Raw genomic sequence first — 15977 nt, forward strand, 5'->3', positions numbered from 1 at the left:
GGTTCAACTCAATGGTTCAGCGTCCACTCAAAAACTAGTGCCGACCACTGCTTGAATTCCACTAAGAGGGCGTTAACGACAACCCCAGATGGGCCTGGCCGTGGGCCTTCAGCGGGGTTGGAGAGGTTCGGGGTCCTGGGCTGAGACCCACTCTTGAACCTGGCCAGCGGGAGGCGTTGCAGCGGCCGCCCGACAGGGAAGCCGGTAGTTTGGTCCTTCAGTTTGAGGCTCAATGGGTCGGATCGTCGGCATCGATCTGGGCACCACCAACTCGGTGGTGGCGGTTCTGGAGGGCGGCCGTCCCCAGGTGATCGCCAATGCCGAGGGCACACGCACCACCCCATCGGTGGTGGGCTTCAACCGTGACCAGGAGCTGCTGGTGGGCCAACCGGCCCGGCGCCAGCTGGTGCTGAATCCCCGCAACACCTTCGCCAACCTGAAGCGTTTCGTGGGCCGCAGCTGGGACGAGCTCGACGACGACAGCCTGGCCGTGCCCTACACCGTGCGTGCCAACGACCAGGGCAACGTGCGGGCTGTCTGCCCTGCCACCGAGCGGGAATACGCGCCCGAAGAGCTGCTGGCCTGCATCCTGCGCAAGCTGGTGGACGATGCCGCCACCTATCTCGGCGAACCGGTGGAAGCGGCGGTGATCACCGTTCCTGCTTATTTCAACGATGCCCAGCGGCAGGCCACCCGCGACGCCGGCCGCCTGGCGGGGCTCACGGTGGAGCGCATTCTCAATGAGCCCACGGCGGCGGCCCTGGCCTATGGCTTCGATCGCAGCCTGGTGAAGCGGGTGCTGGTGTTCGACCTCGGCGGCGGAACCTTTGACGTCTCACTGCTGCGCATCGCCAATGGGGTCTTCGACGTCAAATCCACCAGCGGCGACACCCAGTTGGGGGGCAACGACTGGGACCGCCGCATCGTCGACTGGCTCGCCGACGGCTTCCTGAGCAGCAACGGCATCGACCTGCGCCGCGACAGACAGGCACTGCAGCGCCTCACCGAGGCGGCCGAGAAGGCCAAGCAGGAGCTCTCCGGGGTGGCGAGCACCCCGGTGTCCCTGCCGTTCATCGCCACCGGTCCGGAAGGACCACTGCACATCGAGGTGGTGCTGGAGCGCCGTCAGTTCGAAGCGCTTTGCCCCGATCTGCTCGACCGACTGCTGCGGCCGGTGCAGCGCGCCCTGCGGGATGCGGGCATGGCCGCCGAAGAGATCGACGATGTGGTGCTGGTGGGCGGCTCCACCCGCATGCCGATGGTGCAGGACATGGTGCGCACCCTCATCCCGCGCGAGCCCTGCCAGTCGGTGAATCCCGATGAGGTGGTCGCCATCGGCGCGGCTGTGCAGGCCGGCATCCTCACCGGTGAACTGCGCGACCTGATGCTCAACGACGTCACCCCCCTCTCGCTGGGACTGGAAACGATCGGCGGTGTGATGAAGGTGCTGATTCCGCGCAACACCGCGATCCCGGTGCGCCGCTCCGATGTGTTCAGCACGTCGGAGGCCAATCAGTCGGCGGTGGAGGTGCACGTGGTGCAGGGCGAGAGGCAGATGGCGGCCGACAACAAATCACTGGGCCGCTTCCGCCTCTCCGGCATCCCCCCCGCTCCCCGTGGTGTGCCTCAGGTGCAGGTGTCCTTCGACATCGATGCCAACGGGCTGCTGCAGGTGTCGGCCACCGACCGCACCACCGGCCGGCAGCAGAGCGTCAGCATCCAGGGGGGCTCGAACCTCAGCGAGGACGAGATCAACGCCCTGCTGGAGGAGGCGGAACGCAAGGCGGTGGAAGACCGGCGCAAGCGGGCCGAGGTGGACCGCCGCAACCGCGCCCAGACGCTGGTGGCCCAGGCCGAGCGGCGGCTGCGCGATGCGGCGCTGGAGCTGGGGCCCTATGGGGCGGAGCGGCAGCAGCGATCGGTGGAGATGGCGCTCCGCGATGTGCAGATGCTGGTGGGTGGCGACGATCCGGTGGAACTGGATCTGGCCGTGAGCCAGCTGCAGGAGGCCCTCTATGGGCTCAACCGGCGGCTGGTGAGTGAACGCAAGAGCGAGGCCGGGCCGCTCCAAGGCCTCAAGAACACGCTCGGCTCCCTCAAGGATGATCTGTTCGCCGACGACGATGACGACTGGGACCGCCCGGGCGGCCGCGATCGCCCACGCCGTGAGGCCTGGGACTCCGCACCGCTGAACCGCAGCGCCTACGACGCTCCGGCGGCCTATGGCCCAACTGACTATGGGCCGCCCAGCTACGGCTCGCCGACCTACAAGCCGCCGAGCTACAGCCCCCCCAGCTATGGCACCTCCTCTTATCCCACCACCAGCTACGGCACGCCCCGCTACAGCGACGTGGATGGCGAAGCAGCTGACGACGCCAGCCCTCGCAACCTCTCCAGCCGCGGTCGCCAGAGCTTCGCCGATGACAACCGCTACCGCCCCTCCAGCGATGAGGAGCCGTCGGCACCGCCGCCCCGCCGCGTCAGAGCGGCCGCCGATGACCCCTGGTCGGAGGACTGACCTCGGTGACCCGCAGCGCCTCCCCCCCGGCGGCCATTGATTACTGGGCGACCCTGGGGCTTGAACCCGGTGCGGACGCCGCTGCCCTCAAGCGGGCGTTCCGCCAGCAGGCGCGCCGCTGGCACCCCGACCTCAATGGCAACGATCCCGTAGCCGAGGAACGCTTCAAGCGAGTCAATGAGGCCTACGCGGTGCTCAGTGACCCCAAGCGCCGCCAGGCCTGGGAACGGGGGCAGGAAGCCGGCGGGGCGCAGAGCGGCAGCCGTGATCGCTTCGGCAGTGGCTTCCCAGCATTTGAGGAGTACCTGGAGGCCCTGTTCGGTCGCACCACAACGGCTGCCAGCGACGACGACGAACCTGAGGACGGCCCGACCGACCTGGCTGACGAGGAGCCGCCGGAACCGAGCGAGGCGCCTGCTTCAGCGCCGGCCGGGCGCAGCCGCGAACATGGCGGCGGGCGGGTGACCCAGGCGCCAGCGTCTCCGCCGCCGGTGCAGGCCAGCGCTGATCTGGAAACCACCGTGGAGCTCACCCCGGAGCAGTCACTGGCCGGGGAACGACTGGAACTGTCCCTGCCCGACGGCACCGTTGTGGAGCTCTGGACCCCGCCGCTGGCCGGGGACGGCTGGCGCCTGCGGCTGGCCGGGGTGGCGCCCGGAGGGGCCGACCATTTCATCCAACTGCGGGTATGCACGCCTGAGGGTCTGCGCATCGATGGCCTGCGCGTGCTCTACACCCTGGATCTCTTCCCTCCCGCCGCCGCGCTCGGCTGCCGCGCCGTGGTGCCCACCCTGCAGGGCGATGTGCAGCTCACCGTGCCGCCTGGATCCTCCAGCGGACGTCTGCTGCGGCTGCGGGGCAGGGGGCTCGCCCACCGTGGCCAGCGTGGCGACCAGCTGGTGGAGATTCGGATCGTCGTGCCGGAGCAGCTCAATGACGCCGAGGCAGCGCTCTACCGGCGATTGGAGCAACTGGCCGAGCAGGCCGAAGCGGAAGCAGAAGCCGGCTGACCGGTGCCTGAGCTGACCACTGGCGCGGGGTGAGACACTGACCCCATGGCGTTGGAGCGCTCCATGACGGTCCATGTGTTGCTGTTTGACGCCGGCACAGACAACGAAGGCATCCATTCGCTTGAACTCGGCGGCCACACGGTGGTGCTGCTGTTCGAAGACCCCGACGACGCCGAACGCTACGCGGGCTTGCTGGAAGCCCAGGATTTCCCGCTGCCCTCGGTAGAGGCGCTGGAGCGGGAGGAGATGGAGCTGTTCTGCGCCCAGGCTGGCTACGAGGCACGCTTCGTGCCCACGGGCTTCCTGCCCCAGTCGCCGGAGGAGCGGCTGTGGATCTCGCCCCCGGAACGCAACATGGATGTGAGCAACTGGAACGAGGAGGCCAGCGGGACCAGCACTGCAGCAAGCGGTGCGGCAGAAACCACCGCCGGCCTGGTCTCCACCGACGACGGCGTGCCCGAAGCCGAGGCCTCAGCGGCCAGCGATGAACTGGAAGCCTTTCGGCGCCGGCTTGAAGGCTTGCTATGAGCCAGTCCTCAACCTTCGGCGTGGCCGCCGGTGACCGCGGTCACCTGCTCACCGAACAGCCGAATCCCGCCAGCAGCGCGCTGGATCAGCTGGAAACCCGCGCCATTGTTGAACTGTTCTGCGAAGAGGAGCGCTGCTCCCAGCTGGCGGTGGCCGCAGCGGCACCGGCGCTCAGCGCCGCCGTTGACGCGATCGTGGCCCGGCTGCGCGCAGGTGGCAGGCTCTTCTACCTCGGTGCAGGCACCTCCGGCCGCCTGGGTGTGCTGGATGCCGCCGAGTGCCCTCCCACCTTCTGCAGCCCGCCCGAGCTCGTGCAAGGGGTGCTCGCCGGGGGGGCGCCGGCCCTGCTGCGCAGCTCCGAAGGACTGGAAGACCGCGCCGAAGCCGGGCAGACCGACCTGGAAGCCCGCGGTTTCTGCAGCGACGACGCGCTTGTGGGAATCGCCGCGGGGGGCACCACCCCCTACGTGCATGGCGCTCTCCTGCATGCGCGCCGTCTCGACGCCCTCACGATCGGCATGGCCTGTGTGCCCACCTCCCAGGCGCCGATGCCCTGCGACATCGACATCCGCCTGCTCACCGGCCCTGAACTGGTGACCGGCTCCACCCGGCTCAAGGCCGGCACCGCCACCAAGATGGCCCTCAACATCCTCTCCACCGGCGTGATGGTGAAGCTGGGCAAGGTGCACGGCAACCGCATGGTGGATGTGGCGGTCACCAACAGCAAACTGGAAGACCGGGCCCTGCGCATCCTGCGGGATCTGGCCGGGGTGGAGCGACCGCGCGGCATCCAGTTGCTCGAGGCAGCGGGCGGATCCGTTAAGCGGGCCCTGCTCATGGCGGTCACCGATCTGGATGCCGCAGCGGCGGCGGCGGCGCTCGATGCGGCCGGCGGTCACCTGCGGCCTGCTCTGGCCGCCCTTGGCGCCCAGCTCAGCCACTGAGTGCCCGGGGCGCCCCTTGGAGGGCAGGCTGATCAGGCGGCAGCTTCGTCAGGCACGAAGGGGCCCCAGTAGGGAGCGGTGAACAGGTCAAGCTTTTCGCGCGTTTCAGCCGGCACCCGCTCCTTCGGCGTCATCAGGGCATTGCGCAGGGCGCTGTGGGCGCTGCTGGCGGGCCGTTGTGCGGCGATGCGCTCGGCCGCCACCTTCACCACCTGCTGCGCCAGCTGTGCATTGGCGTGCAGGTTCTGGATCACCAGCTCCACGCTCACCGAGGCATGGTCGCTGTGCCAGCAGTCGTAATCGGTGACCATGGCCAGGGTGGCGTAGGCGATCTCCGCCTCCCGCGCCAGGCGGGCCTCGCTGTGGTTCGTCATGCCAATCACCGAGCAGCCCCAGCTGCGGTAGAGGTTGGATTCAGCGCGGGTGGAGAAGGCGGGGCCTTCCATGCAGAGGTAGGTGCCGCTGCGGTGCAACTGGCGGCCGGCCGGCATGAGGCTGTCGGCCACATCGGCCAGCAGGCGGCTGAGGCTGGGGCAGAAGGGATCGGCGATGCCCACGTGGGCCACGGCGCCGTTGCCGAAGAAGCTCAGCGGTCGTTGGTGGGTGCGATCGATGAACTGATCCGGCACCAGCATGTCGAGCGGGCGCAGCGGCTCCTGCAGTGACCCGACAGCCGAGCAGGAGAGAATCCAGCGCACGCCGAGCGAACGCAGGGCCCAGATGTTGGCCCGGTAGGGCACCTCGGTGGGGGTGAGGCTGTGATGGCGACCGTGGCGCGCCAGGAACACCACCTCGAGGCCGCCGAGCCGGCCCAGCCGCAGGCTGTCGGAAGGGGCTCCGAATGGGGTGTCGAGCGAGAGTTCCCGCACATCCTCCAGGCCCTCCATGGCGTAGAGGCCACTGCCGCCGAGGATGCCGAGCCGGGCACCGCCCAGGTCGTGACCGGAGCCGTTGGGAGCGGGAGCGGTGGCACTCATGACGTCAGGGGTGAGGGGGAATCCCCGAGCGGAGGGTGGGGCACTGTTCTACCTGAGAGTGGATAAAGTCCGTTTTTCCCGAGCCTGCCGTGACCAAAGCCCAGATGGAGACCGATGCCGGCATCGTGGAACTCGAGCTGTTCGACGCCGATGCCCCCGCAACGGTGGCCAACTTCGTGAAGCTGGCCGAAGCTGGTTTCTATGACGGCCTGGCCTTCCATCGCGTCATCGATGGCTTCATGGCTCAGGGCGGCTGCCCCAACACCCGGCCCGGCGCAGCCGGCGCCGCGGGCACCGGTGGCCCTGGCTACAAGATCCCCTGTGAGATCAACAGCCGCAAGCACCAGGCCGGCACCCTTTCGATGGCCCACGCCGGCAAGAACACCGGCGGCAGCCAGTTTTTCCTGTGCCACGACGCCCAGCCGCACCTCGACGGGGTTCACACCGTGTTTGGCCAGGCAGCGAATCTGGATGTGGTGCTCGCCATCCGCAAGGGCACCAAGATCAACAAGGTGACGATCCTGGCCTGAACGCCTGTGGCCGGATCGGCCCGTCCGCCGGCCAACGACCTGGACGGATTGGGCGGTTCCAACCGGCGATCAGTAGCAAGCTCCGATCAGTAGATAGCGCCGATCAGTGCCAAGCGCCGGTCGGTGCGGCCCCGCCAGCCCAGCTCACTGCCAGCGCAGCAGCGAGCCGGGCTGGCGGGGCAGGGTGGGCCCGTCCTGGCGCAACTCCAGCAGCGGCCGCAGCTCCGGCTCCAGCGTGGCGCTGGGGTGGCTGCTCCGCTGGGCATCGGGGGTGAGCAGCAGGGTGATCGCCCTGCAGCCAGGCCATTCCGCCAGCAGGCCGAGCAAGGCCGTGAGATCGCCGCGACCGAGGGCGTGGCCGTCGGTGGAAGCCAGCAGCAGCGCGAGCTCCGGTTGCTGGAGCAGAGCCAGCAGCCGGGGATGCTCCTCCCGCCGCAGATCGAGGCTGCGCTGCTGGGCCCAGGCACGCAGCTGGGGCCAGTGCTCCGCTTCGGTGCGGGCGGGATCGTTGCCGCTGCCTTGCCAGGCCAGCACCGCGGTGAGGCCGAGGCTGGTGGGCTGGGGGGGCTCCAAGCCGGGGGGCTGCATCAGCAGATGCCCCAGCTTCAGGCGCTTGGTGCTCAGGTAGGCGGCGTTGTGCAGGCCCGCGTCCATCTCCAGCGGCACGCGGTCGTCGACCTGGAGGCCATAGCCTCCCAGCCCGGCGATCTTGCGGGGGTTGTTGGTGATCAGCCGCAGCCGCTTCACCCCCAGATCGCTGAGGATCTGGGCGCCTACGCCGTAATTGCGCAGATCGGCGGGGAAACCCAGGCGCTCGTTGGCCTCCACGGTGTCGAGGCCGCCATCCTGCAGGCTGTAGGCCTTGAGCTTGTTGATCAGGCCGATGCCGCGCCCTTCCTGGCGCAGATACACCACGATGCCTTCGCCGGCCTCTTCGATCATGCGCAGAGCGGCTTCCAGCTGGGGGCGGCAATCACAGCGCAGGGAACCGAAGGCATCCCCGGTGAGGCATTCCGAGTGCACCCGCACCAGCACCGACCCGGTGGTCCGTTCCGGGTGTCCCTTCACGATCGCCACGTGTTCACTGCCGTCGTGTTCGTTGCGATAGCCGATCGCGCGGAAGGTACCGAAGGCGCTGGGCATCATGGCTTCCGCCTGACGCCGCACGAACCGTTCGGTGGTGAGGCGATAGCTGATCAGATCGGCGATGCTGATCAGCCGCAATCCGTGCTGGCGGGCATACGTCTGCAGTTGCGGCAGCCGGGCCATCGAGCCGTCGGGATTCTGAATCTCACAGATCACGCCGGCGGGATACAGCCCAGCCAGACGTGAAAGATCCACCGCCGCCTCGGTGTGGCCGGCACGCTTGAGCACGCCGCCACGCTTGGCCCGCAGCGGAAAGATATGGCCGGGCCGGCGCAGATCGTGGGGACGGCTCTGGGGATGGATCGCCACCTGGATGGTGCGGGCCCGATCGTCGGCAGAGATGCCGGTGGACACGCCGTTCTCGGGGCCCGCGTCCACGCTCACGGTGAAGGCGGTCTGATTGCTGTCGGTGTTGCGATCCACCATCAGCGGCAGTTCCAGCGCATCGAGGCGCTCCCCTTCCATCGCCAGGCAGATCAGGCCCCGGGCTTCGGTGGCCATGAAGTTGATCTGTTCCGGCGTGGCGAACTGGGCCGCGCAGATCAGATCGCCTTCGTTTTCACGGTTTTCGTCATCCACTACCACCACCATCTCGCCGTTGCGAATGGCCGCCAAGGCATCCGCTACGGGATCAAACCGGATGGCCGCTTCTGCAGCATCGCCGCCTCCCACCTGCGCCGCTGGCGATGACGCCTCAACGCTGCCGCGATCATGGAGTGGGTCGGAACGGAGAGCCAGGGGACGTGGACCATCAACCTTCATTCTCCACCAGCACACCTGCGCACCGTGAAGAGATCGCTGGACGACCAGTACGCTTTCCCCTCCCAATTGCTACCGCATGGCTCCTACAGAACCAGCCCGGCGCGTGGCCGTGATCGGCGCCAGTGGCTATGGCGGTCTGCAGAGCCTGCGGCTGCTGCATGACCATCCCCACCTGGAGGTGACCTTTCTGGGTGGAGAACGCAGTGCCGGCAAGCGCTGGAATGCGATCACGCCGTTTCTGCCGCTGGCCAGGGATCTGGTGGTGCGCGTGCCTGAACCCGACGCCATCGCCGCGGAGGCCGACCTGGCGGTGCTCAGCCTGCCGAACGGCCTGGCCTCGCGCCTTGTGCCCGATCTGCTGGCGCGCGGGGTGAAGGTGGTGGATCTCTCCGCTGACTACCGCTACCGCTCGTTGAACCAGTGGAAAAGTGTGTATGCAGCGGAAGCCCAGGAGCATCCCCGCCACGACGACGCCCTGTGCGAAGAAGCGGTGTACGGCCTGGTGGAGTGGGAGCGGGAGGCGATCGCCGCTGCCCGGCTGGTGGCGGCCCCCGGCTGTTTCCCCACGGCCAGCCTGCTGGCGCTGATGCCGTTTCTCAGCCAGGGCCTGATTGAAACCAGCGGGATCATCATCGACGCCAAGACCGGCACCTCCGGTGGTGGCAGAGCCGCCAAGGAGAACCTGCTGCTGGCCGAGGCCGGCGAGGCGGTGGCGCCCTACGGCGTGGTGGGCCATCGCCACACCAGTGAGATCGAGGAATCAGCCAGCCGCGCGGCCGGTCTACCGATCCGGCTGCAGTTCACCCCCCACCTGATGCCGATGGTGCGCGGGCTGCTGGCCACCGTCTACGGCCGCCTGCGGGATCCCGGCCTCACCGCCGCCGACTGCACCACCCTGCTGCAGGCCGCCTACCGCCAGAGCCCCTGCGTGGAGGTGCTGCCGGTGGGCACCTACCCCTCCACCAAGTGGGTGCGGCAGACCAACCGGGCCCTGCTGTCGGTGCAGGTGGATGCGCGCACCAGCCAGCTGATCGTGATGTGCGCCATCGACAACCTGGTGAAGGGCCAGGCCGGACAGGGCGTTCAGTGCCTCAACCTGCTGGCGGGGCTGCCCGCCTGCACCGGCCTGCCGCTGCTGCCCTTCTACCCCTGAGCCTGCGCCAGCCGCTCGGCGGCCAGTGCCACCGCCAGCGGCAGGATCCGATGCTCCTGCTGCTGGATGCGGGCCGCCAGGCGGGCATGGTCATCGCCGGGGCACACCGGCACGGCAGCCTGGGCCAGGATCGGACCCCCATCCACTTCGGCGGTCACCAGGTGGGCGCTGCAGCCCGCCAGGGTCACCCCTGCGGCCAGCGCCTGGCCGATCGCGTCGACACCGCGGAAACTGGGCAGCAAGGACGGGTGGATGTTCACCAGGCGCTGCGGAAAGGCCTCGATCAGCACGGGGGTGACGATCCGCATCCAGCCGGCCATCACCACCAGATCCACCTGTGCCTGCCCAAAGGCTTCGATCAGGGCGCCATCGAGCGCCTCGCGACTGCTGAAGCGACGGTGATCGAGCAGACGCCAGGAAATGCCCAGCCGCTCGGCCCGCTCGATGGCCCCACAGCCCGGCTGGTTCACCACCAGCAACTCCACGCTGGCGTTGAGGTCGCCGTGGCGGCCACTGGCCACCAGCGCCTCGAAGTTCGAGCCGTGGCCTGAGGCCATCACTCCCAGCCGCAGCGGAGGATGCGCCGCCGGCCAGGGCTGTGACAACGGCCACTGGATGCCGGCATTCACGTCGCTATGGTCTGCCGCAGCAGGCATCGGGTTCATGTCCCACCTTTCCATCCTGCCAACGGTCGTGAGCGATCTCGATCACTTGGTCGCCACCCTTGAGGAACTCGGTGCGAGCCCTCAAATCGATGGTGTGCTGCAGGGCTTCAACGACGAGCAGGTGCCAGTGGCTGTGAAGGTGCGTCTGGATGGCGCTGCACTCGGCTGGCAGCGCCAGCGTGACGGCTCCCTGGCCGTGGTGGGGGATCTGCAACGGCTGAGCCGCTCCCTTGATGTGCAGCGTTTCCTGGCGGCGGTCACCCGCAGCTACGCCGCCCGCGTCGCCCTGGCCCAGGCGATGCGCGAGCTGCCCCAGGCTCACGTCCATCTCGCTGCCTGACGCCCTTGGATCCGGTGGAGCTCACGCTGGATCTGACGGCGTCTCGCCAGCATCTGATCCGCTGTCGGCTTCGCTTCACCCCCATCCACCAGGCCCTGGAGCTGCACCTGCCGGTGTGGACCCCGGGCTCCTACCTGCAGCGCGATTACGTGCGCCAGCTGCAGAACCTGGAGCTGGTACAAGCGGGAGCCGTGGTGCCGCTGGTGCGGCGCGAGCCGTCGGTGTGGACCGCCCAGCTCAAACCGCTCCTTCCGGTGGAGGTGAACTACGGCGCCATGGCCACCGAACTCACGGTGCGCACCTGCCACCTCGACGACGACCACGCCTGCCTGACTCTGGCCGCCCTGGCCCTGCAGGTGAACGGCGCACGCTGGACGCCGCACCACCTGCACCTGCTGCTGCCAGAGGGCTGGGAGCCGTTCGTGCCGCTGCCCTGTCTGGACGGACCGAGCGAACACCGCTGGATCGCAGCCAGCTTCGACCAGCTGGTGGACACCCCGGTGGAGGCAGGCCCGCACCGATGGCATGGGTTCGATGTGCACGGGGTGCCGCACCGCTGGGTGTGCTGGTCGGCGGTGGGGGGAGACCCCAATCCGCTGCTGGAGCGCTACCCACAACTGCTCGACGACGTGGCGGGGGTGTGCTCCGCCTGCTGCCGGCTGATGGGTGAACCGGCTCCGGCCGCTGCTGACTACCTGTTTGTGCTGCACCTGCTGGAGCGGGGCTTCGGCGGCCTCGAGCACGACAACGCCACCGTGCTGCAGTACGGCCTGGAGGAGCTGGCCAAGCCCGGCGGCTACCGCAGGTTTCTCCAACTGGTGGGCCATGAATACCTGCACCAATGGAACGTGCGGCGACTGCGGCCCGCGGAGCTCACCCCGATCGACTACGACCGCCCGATGGTCGTGCCCACCCTCTGGTTCGCCGAGGGGGTGACCAGCTACTACGACCAGTTTCTGCCGCGGCTTGCCGGCATCGGCACCGACGCCGACCTGTGGGACGACCTGGGCGCTGAGCTCAGCCGCTACCTGCTCACTCCCGGCCGCCTGCTCGGCCAGACCCTGCGCCAAAGCAGCCAGGAAGCCTGGGTGAAGCTCTACCGGCAGGACGCCTACAGCGGAGACAATCAGATCAGTTACTACCTCAAAGGTGCCGTCGTGGCCCTGGTGCTGGATCTGCAGCTGCGCCGGGCCGGTTCGTCCCTGGCCGCCGTGCTGCGCGCGCTCTGGCAGACGCACGGCCGCTGGCGGCGGGGCTACAGCGAAGCCGATCTGATCGAGGCTTTTGCCGCCCAGCTGCCCGAACTGCGCAAGCAACTGCCGGCCTGGCTGGAGGGGCAGGAGGACCCGCCCCTGCACGAGGCGCTGCACAGCGTGGGCCTGGTGCTGGTGCCGCACAAGGACACCGCTCCCTTCACCGGCCTGGTGTGCAGCACGTCCAATTCGAGCCTGAGCGTTCAGAAGGTGGCGCGCCACAGCCCGGCGGAAGCGGCGGGCCTGTGCGTGGCGGACGAGCTGATAGCCCTGGATGGCTGGCGGCTGCACACGCCCAGCGATCTCACGCACCGGTGGCAGGAAGGCCGCAGCCACAGCCTCACGATCGGGCGGCACGGCAGGCTGCGTTGTCTTTCTCTGCAGCCCGCAGCGCCGGCGGTTCAGAGTTGGAGACTGCAGCCGGATCCCGACGGCCCAGCGGCGGCCTTGGCCCTGCGCACGCAATGGTTGCAGTTGGTTCCATGCTGAACCACGTCCGCGGATTGGTGGTGCGCGCCCGCCAACTGGCGCCCGAGCGGGGCGGGGCGGTGGCGCTGGCTGCTGTAGCCGTGCTGGGCCTCGGTGGCCTGGGCTGGCTGGGGCGCGAGATCTCCGCCAGCAACCCCTCCGACGCCAGCCCCTCCCTGCTGGAGCTGCTCGAGCAGGTAGGGGCCCCCCGTTCCGGGTCCTCGGCCCCGGTCGCCGCACCGTCGCTCAATGCCCGCCCAGCCCCCACGCCACCGGCCCACGACCGCTGGGTGAGCCCTCTGAAGCGCCAATGCACGGCCGATCCGGCGCTGAGCCGTCGCCTGGAGGCGAAGGTGGCCGCACTGCCGCTGGAGATGGAGCGCCTCACCATCGATCCCACCAACTACGGCAGCCGCTTCCGCAGCGATGCGTTCGGCAATCCGGTGGACCCCACACCTCGCGTGGTGGTGCTGCACGAAACGGTCTACGGCATGCAATCGGCGGTGCAGACCTTCCTTACCCCCCACCCCCGCGACGAAGACCAGGTGAGCTACCACCTGATGATCGGGGAGAACGGGCAGGTGGTGCAGGCGCTCGATCCTGCTTATCGTGCTTTCGGCGCTGGCAACTCCGCCTTCAACGGCCAGTGGGTGATGACCAACCCGGATGTTGGGGGGTCGGTGAACAACTTCGCCCTGCACCTGAGCCTGGAAACACCGCTTGATGGTGAGGATGCCGACGCGGAGCACAGTGGCTACAGCAACGCCCAGTACGACGCCTTGGCGGTGGTGCTGACCGACTGGATGCGCCGTTTCGGCATCGCTCCCCAGAACATCACCACCCACCGGTATGTGGATCTGGGGGGTGAACGGGCAGATCCCCGCAGCTTCAGATGGTCGGAACTGCAGACGCGTCTCGCAGCCCTCGGCATGCTTTGCAAGTCCGGCTGACGGATTCCTACCTGGCGTTACGAACAGCTCTGGGACCGACGCTCCAATGGCGTCTGCGCCTCAAATCAGCGGAGAAAACTGTGGTTTGCGCTCGCCGTAGATGAGCGCGTGGAGAGCGGGATCCTGCATGTAGCTCAGGATGCGGGCGGGGTAATCCAGCTTGCCGTTGTGGAGGTAGGCCAGGGTGGCGAGAGCCTTGGCATCGCGGGGACCAGCGCTGGCTTGCAGGAGGCGGTCGGTGGGGAATCCCAGCAGGGTGGAGAGGCGGTGAAACTTGCCCACCAGCAGCTGCACATTCCGCTCGGGGACCAGCAGCTCACGCCGGGCGGCAGCCCGTTCTTCGGGGCTGGCATCGGCAGGCAGCAAGCCCTGATGCACGAACTCATCGACCCCCAGCTGGGCAGGCCCGTGGGTCTTGAAGAGGCCGGAATCGGCCGCCATCGGCAGATCTTCACCGGGTTTCGCCCGCTGAATCTCGTCGAAAAGCACGGCGGCAACGAGCATCGGGTTCACACCGAGCCGACGTGACTCGCTCACGATCACCGGCCTCAGCTCCTCAATGCGGCTGACCGTGTGGGCACGCAGCGGGGTGAGCTGATCCAGGCCGTGGGTGAGCAACTGGGCCAGCTTCGGCTGGGGACCATGCACGCCGAAACGGCGCTGCAGCTCACGCAGCTCTTCCGGGGTGAAATCGACCGGATTCGCCCGCAGACCCTGCATCGCCAGCTTGGCGGGTTTGCCGCTGCGGGCATTGAGACTGGTGCTGAGGGCAGCTTCGTGCAGCTTGAGCAACGAGGCAGCATCGGGGTGGCGAACGGTGGCCACCTGCGCATTGATCAGGCCGAGGGCGAGGACCCAGCTGGAGGCTCGCAGCAACGCCGGTGTGCGAAGGGAGCCAAGCGGAATGCGTAGCTTCAAGGCAGCCTTCAAACCGGGTTTTGGAGTCAATTGTTAAATAAACTCTACCGTCGTCCACTGGCTGCTCCCGCACCTTGGGCCGTTTGTGTGGCCGTCCATACAATTACGCCGCTTGCGTGTTCCGGCTCACGGCGATGGGCTGTGTCACGGTTCAGAGGGCGATTCCACCGATAGGTTCGTCGCCAGAACCTGTCACTTCCACCAGGGCGCATGACCACGTTTCCAGACTTCAAGCCGCAGCCTTCGGCGGAACAGTGGCAACGGTTCTGTTCGCTGCTCTGGCACCACGAAGGGCTGGGGATGTGGCTGGATGTGAGCCGTATGGCAGTGGGGGCTCAACATTTCGAGGAGCTGGCCCCCGCCTTCACCTCCGCGTTCGCGGCCATGGCCGCGCTGGAGGCCGGAGCCATCGCGAACCCGGATGAAGGACGCCAGGTGGGTCACTACTGGCTGCGGGCGCCGCAGCTGGCGCCCGAGCCAGGAATCGGCGCCCACGTCCGCCAGGAGATCGACGGCATTGAAGCCTTCGCCCAGCAGGTGCTCTCCGGTGAGATCCAGCCGCCGGGCCTGGCGCCCTTCACCGATGTGCTGTGGATCGGCATCGGCGGTTCCGGCCTCGGCCCGCTGCTGATCCTGCGGGCGTTGCAGCAGCAGGGTCAGGGCCTGCCCTTTCACTTCTTCGACAACGTCGATCCGCAGGGATTCAGCCGCACCCTGGCCGGCCTCGGCGAGCGGCTGCGCACCACCTTGATGGTGGTGGTGAGTAAATCGGGCGGCACGCCGGAGCCGCGGCTTGGCATGGAGCAGGCGCGGGCCCGGCTGGAAGCGCTGGGCGGCAGCTGGGCCGATCAGGCGGTGGCGGTCACGATGGCGGGCAGCCAGCTCGACCGGCTGGCAGTGGAGGAGCGCTGGCTCCGCCGTTTCGACATGTTCGATTGGGTGGGCGGCCGCACCAGCATCACCAGCGCCGTGGGCTTGCTCCCGGCCGCATTGATCCAGGCAGATCTGCGCGGCTTCCTGGCCGGTGCCGCTGAGATGGATGAGGCCACCCGGGTGCCCGAGCTCACCGCCAACCCGGCAGCATTGATGGCTGCGGCCTGGTATGTGGCGGGCAACGGCAAGGGCCACCGCGACATGGTGGTGCTGCCCTACCGCGACCGCCTCGAGGTGTTCAGCCGCTACCTGCAGCAGCTGGTGATGGAGTCGCTGGGGAAACGGCTCGACCGCAACGGTGAACCCGCCTACCAGGGCATCGCCGTGTACGGCAACAAGGGATCCACCGACCAGCACGCCTACGTCCAGCAGCTCCGCGACGGCATCGACAACTTCTTCGTCACCTTCATCGAGGTGCTGGAAGATCCCACCGATGTGCCGCCGCTGCACGGGGAACATCCCGGTGACTACCTGGACGGCTTCCTGCAGGGCACCCGCGCTGCCCTGTCTGAAGGCGGGCGGCAGAGCATCACGCTCAGCATGCGGCGCTTCGATGCCCGCCTGCTTGGCGCCCTGGTGGCGCTGTTCGAACGCGCTGTGGGGCTGTACGCGGAGCTTGTGAACATCAACGCCTACGACCAGCCGGGCGTGGAGGCGGGCAAGAAGGCGGCCGCCGTGATCCTGGATCTGCAGAGCCGGCTGGAAGCACTGCTGGCCGATGGCGAACCCCACGATCTGGCCAGCCTTCAGGGGCAGCTCAGCATCGACAGCCCCGAGCCCCTGTTCTGGATCCTGCGCCACCTCTGCGGCAATCCCCGCGGCTATGTGGCCAGCGGCGATTGGGGCACGCCCTCCTCCCTGGTGTTTCGCCGCTCCTGAGCC

14 protein-coding genes are annotated in these 15977 nt (G+C 68.2%); 10 read left to right on the plus strand and 4 right to left on the minus strand.

The annotated features are described in order from the left end of the window. Window positions 1-232 precede the first annotated feature (232 nt). From dnaK to murQ, 4 genes are all read left to right on the plus strand, one after another. Window positions 233-2518, plus strand: coding sequence for a molecular chaperone DnaK (gene dnaK / locus KBY86_RS00220; protein ID WP_255139712.1), 2286 nt, complete (start codon window positions 233-235; stop codon window positions 2516-2518). A 5-nt stretch (window positions 2519-2523) separates the two neighbouring features. After that, entirely contained in the window at window positions 2524-3528 is a 1005-nt protein-coding gene (locus tag KBY86_RS00225; protein ID WP_255139713.1) for a DnaJ domain-containing protein, read from the plus strand. Between the two features lie 63 nt (window positions 3529-3591). Continuing rightward, window positions 3592-4056 (plus strand): DUF3110 domain-containing protein, encoded by a 465-nt coding sequence (locus KBY86_RS00230; protein ID WP_094510480.1) that lies wholly within the window; start codon window positions 3592-3594, stop codon window positions 4054-4056. Continuing rightward, window positions 4053-5000 carry an N-acetylmuramic acid 6-phosphate etherase gene (gene murQ / locus KBY86_RS00235; protein WP_255139714.1) on the plus strand — a complete coding sequence of 316 codons (948 nt, stop codon included), beginning with the start codon at window positions 4053-4055 and terminating at the stop codon, window positions 4998-5000. The genes KBY86_RS00230 and murQ overlap by 4 nt, the downstream gene beginning before the upstream one ends. A 32-nt stretch (window positions 5001-5032) precedes the next feature. Here murQ and KBY86_RS00240 read toward each other — a convergent pair whose 3' ends face one another. Next, a complete protein-coding gene (locus KBY86_RS00240) occupies window positions 5033-5977 on the minus strand; it encodes an S-methyl-5'-thioadenosine phosphorylase (RefSeq protein ID WP_094510478.1) in 945 nt (314 codons plus the stop codon). An 89-nt stretch (window positions 5978-6066) separates the two neighbouring features. On the opposite strand from KBY86_RS00240, the gene KBY86_RS00245 reads away from it, so the two are divergent. Beyond that, window positions 6067-6507, plus strand: a complete 441-nt coding sequence (locus KBY86_RS00245; RefSeq protein WP_255139715.1) for a peptidylprolyl isomerase — start codon at window positions 6067-6069, stop codon at window positions 6505-6507. A 144-nt stretch (window positions 6508-6651) separates the two neighbouring features. Here the strand turns inward: KBY86_RS00245 and ribBA are convergent, their stop codons facing one another. Then, window positions 6652-8244, minus strand: a complete 1593-nt coding sequence (gene ribBA, locus KBY86_RS00250; RefSeq protein WP_399220932.1) for a bifunctional 3,4-dihydroxy-2-butanone-4-phosphate synthase/GTP cyclohydrolase II — start codon at window positions 8242-8244, stop codon at window positions 6652-6654. Between the two features lie 247 nt (window positions 8245-8491). On the opposite strand from ribBA, the gene argC reads away from it, so the two are divergent. Further along, on the plus strand, window positions 8492-9568 hold the full coding sequence (gene argC, locus KBY86_RS00255) for an N-acetyl-gamma-glutamyl-phosphate reductase (protein ID WP_094512828.1): 1077 nt from the start codon (window positions 8492-8494) through the stop codon (window positions 9566-9568). Here the strand turns inward: argC and purN are convergent. Further along, the gene (gene purN / locus KBY86_RS00260; protein WP_094513006.1) at window positions 9559-10224 is read right to left on the minus strand and encodes a phosphoribosylglycinamide formyltransferase; all 666 of its coding nucleotides are present in this window, start codon (window positions 10222-10224) and stop codon (window positions 9559-9561) included. The two genes, argC and purN, sit on opposite strands and share 10 nt — an antisense overlap. Window positions 10225-10231: 7 nt before the next feature. Here purN and KBY86_RS00265 point away from each other — a divergent pair, with 7 nt between their 5' ends. Genes KBY86_RS00265 through KBY86_RS00275 form a run of 3 tightly spaced genes read left to right on the plus strand, consistent with a single transcriptional unit; the run spans window position 10232 to window position 13244 of the window. Next, a complete protein-coding gene (locus tag KBY86_RS00265) occupies window positions 10232-10573 on the plus strand; it encodes a DUF1257 domain-containing protein (RefSeq protein WP_255100896.1) in 342 nt (113 codons plus the stop codon). Between the two features lie 14 nt (window positions 10574-10587). After that, on the plus strand, window positions 10588-12315 hold the full coding sequence (locus tag KBY86_RS00270) for a M61 family metallopeptidase (protein WP_255139717.1): 1728 nt from the start codon (window positions 10588-10590) through the stop codon (window positions 12313-12315). Beyond that, window positions 12309-13244: an N-acetylmuramoyl-L-alanine amidase gene (locus tag KBY86_RS00275; RefSeq protein WP_255139718.1), complete on the plus strand. Its 936-nt coding sequence runs from the start codon at window positions 12309-12311 to the stop codon at window positions 13242-13244. The genes KBY86_RS00270 and KBY86_RS00275 overlap by 7 nt, the downstream gene beginning before the upstream one ends. 60 nt (window positions 13245-13304) lie before the next feature. Here KBY86_RS00275 and KBY86_RS00280 read toward each other — a convergent pair whose 3' ends face one another. Further along, a complete protein-coding gene (locus tag KBY86_RS00280; protein ID WP_233132965.1) occupies window positions 13305-14162 on the minus strand; it encodes a helicase DnaB in 858 nt (285 codons plus the stop codon). Between the two features lie 210 nt (window positions 14163-14372). Between KBY86_RS00280 and KBY86_RS00285 the strand changes: the two genes are divergently transcribed. Further along, window positions 14373-15974, plus strand: a complete 1602-nt coding sequence (locus tag KBY86_RS00285) for a glucose-6-phosphate isomerase (protein ID WP_255139719.1) — start codon at window positions 14373-14375, stop codon at window positions 15972-15974. The last annotated feature ends 3 nt before the right edge of the window (window positions 15975-15977 follow it).

Source organism: Synechococcus sp. Lug-A (assembly GCF_024345655.1).
In the GTDB taxonomy this organism is placed as follows: Bacteria; Cyanobacteriota; Cyanobacteriia; order PCC-6307; family Cyanobiaceae; genus MW101C3.

What these genes read in the sequence shown, in the direction of transcription:
- argC (WP_094512828.1), top strand. Translation starts at nt 8,492, where the DNA reads ATGGCTCCTACAGAACCAGCCCGGCGCGTGGCCGTGATCGGCGCCAGT.
- KBY86_RS00275 (WP_255139718.1), top strand. Translation starts at nt 12,309, where the DNA reads ATGCTGAACCACGTCCGCGGATTGGTGGTGCGCGCCCGCCAACTGGCG.
- KBY86_RS00240 (WP_094510478.1), bottom strand. Translation starts at nt 5,977, where the DNA reads ATGAGTGCCACCGCTCCCGCTCCCAACGGCTCCGGTCACGACCTGGGC.
- purN (WP_094513006.1), bottom strand. Translation starts at nt 10,224, where the DNA reads ATGCCTGCTGCGGCAGACCATAGCGACGTGAATGCCGGCATCCAGTGG.
- ribBA (WP_399220932.1), bottom strand. Translation starts at nt 8,244, where the DNA reads ATGGTGGTGGTAGTGGATGACGAAAACCGTGAAAACGAAGGCGATCTG.
- KBY86_RS00230 (WP_094510480.1), top strand. Translation starts at nt 3,592, where the DNA reads ATGACGGTCCATGTGTTGCTGTTTGACGCCGGCACAGACAACGAAGGC.
- murQ (WP_255139714.1), top strand. Translation starts at nt 4,053, where the DNA reads ATGAGCCAGTCCTCAACCTTCGGCGTGGCCGCCGGTGACCGCGGTCAC.
- dnaK (WP_255139712.1), top strand. Translation starts at nt 233, where the DNA reads ATGGGTCGGATCGTCGGCATCGATCTGGGCACCACCAACTCGGTGGTG.
- KBY86_RS00285 (WP_255139719.1), top strand. Translation starts at nt 14,373, where the DNA reads ATGACCACGTTTCCAGACTTCAAGCCGCAGCCTTCGGCGGAACAGTGG.
- KBY86_RS00265 (WP_255100896.1), top strand. Translation starts at nt 10,232, where the DNA reads ATGTCCCACCTTTCCATCCTGCCAACGGTCGTGAGCGATCTCGATCAC.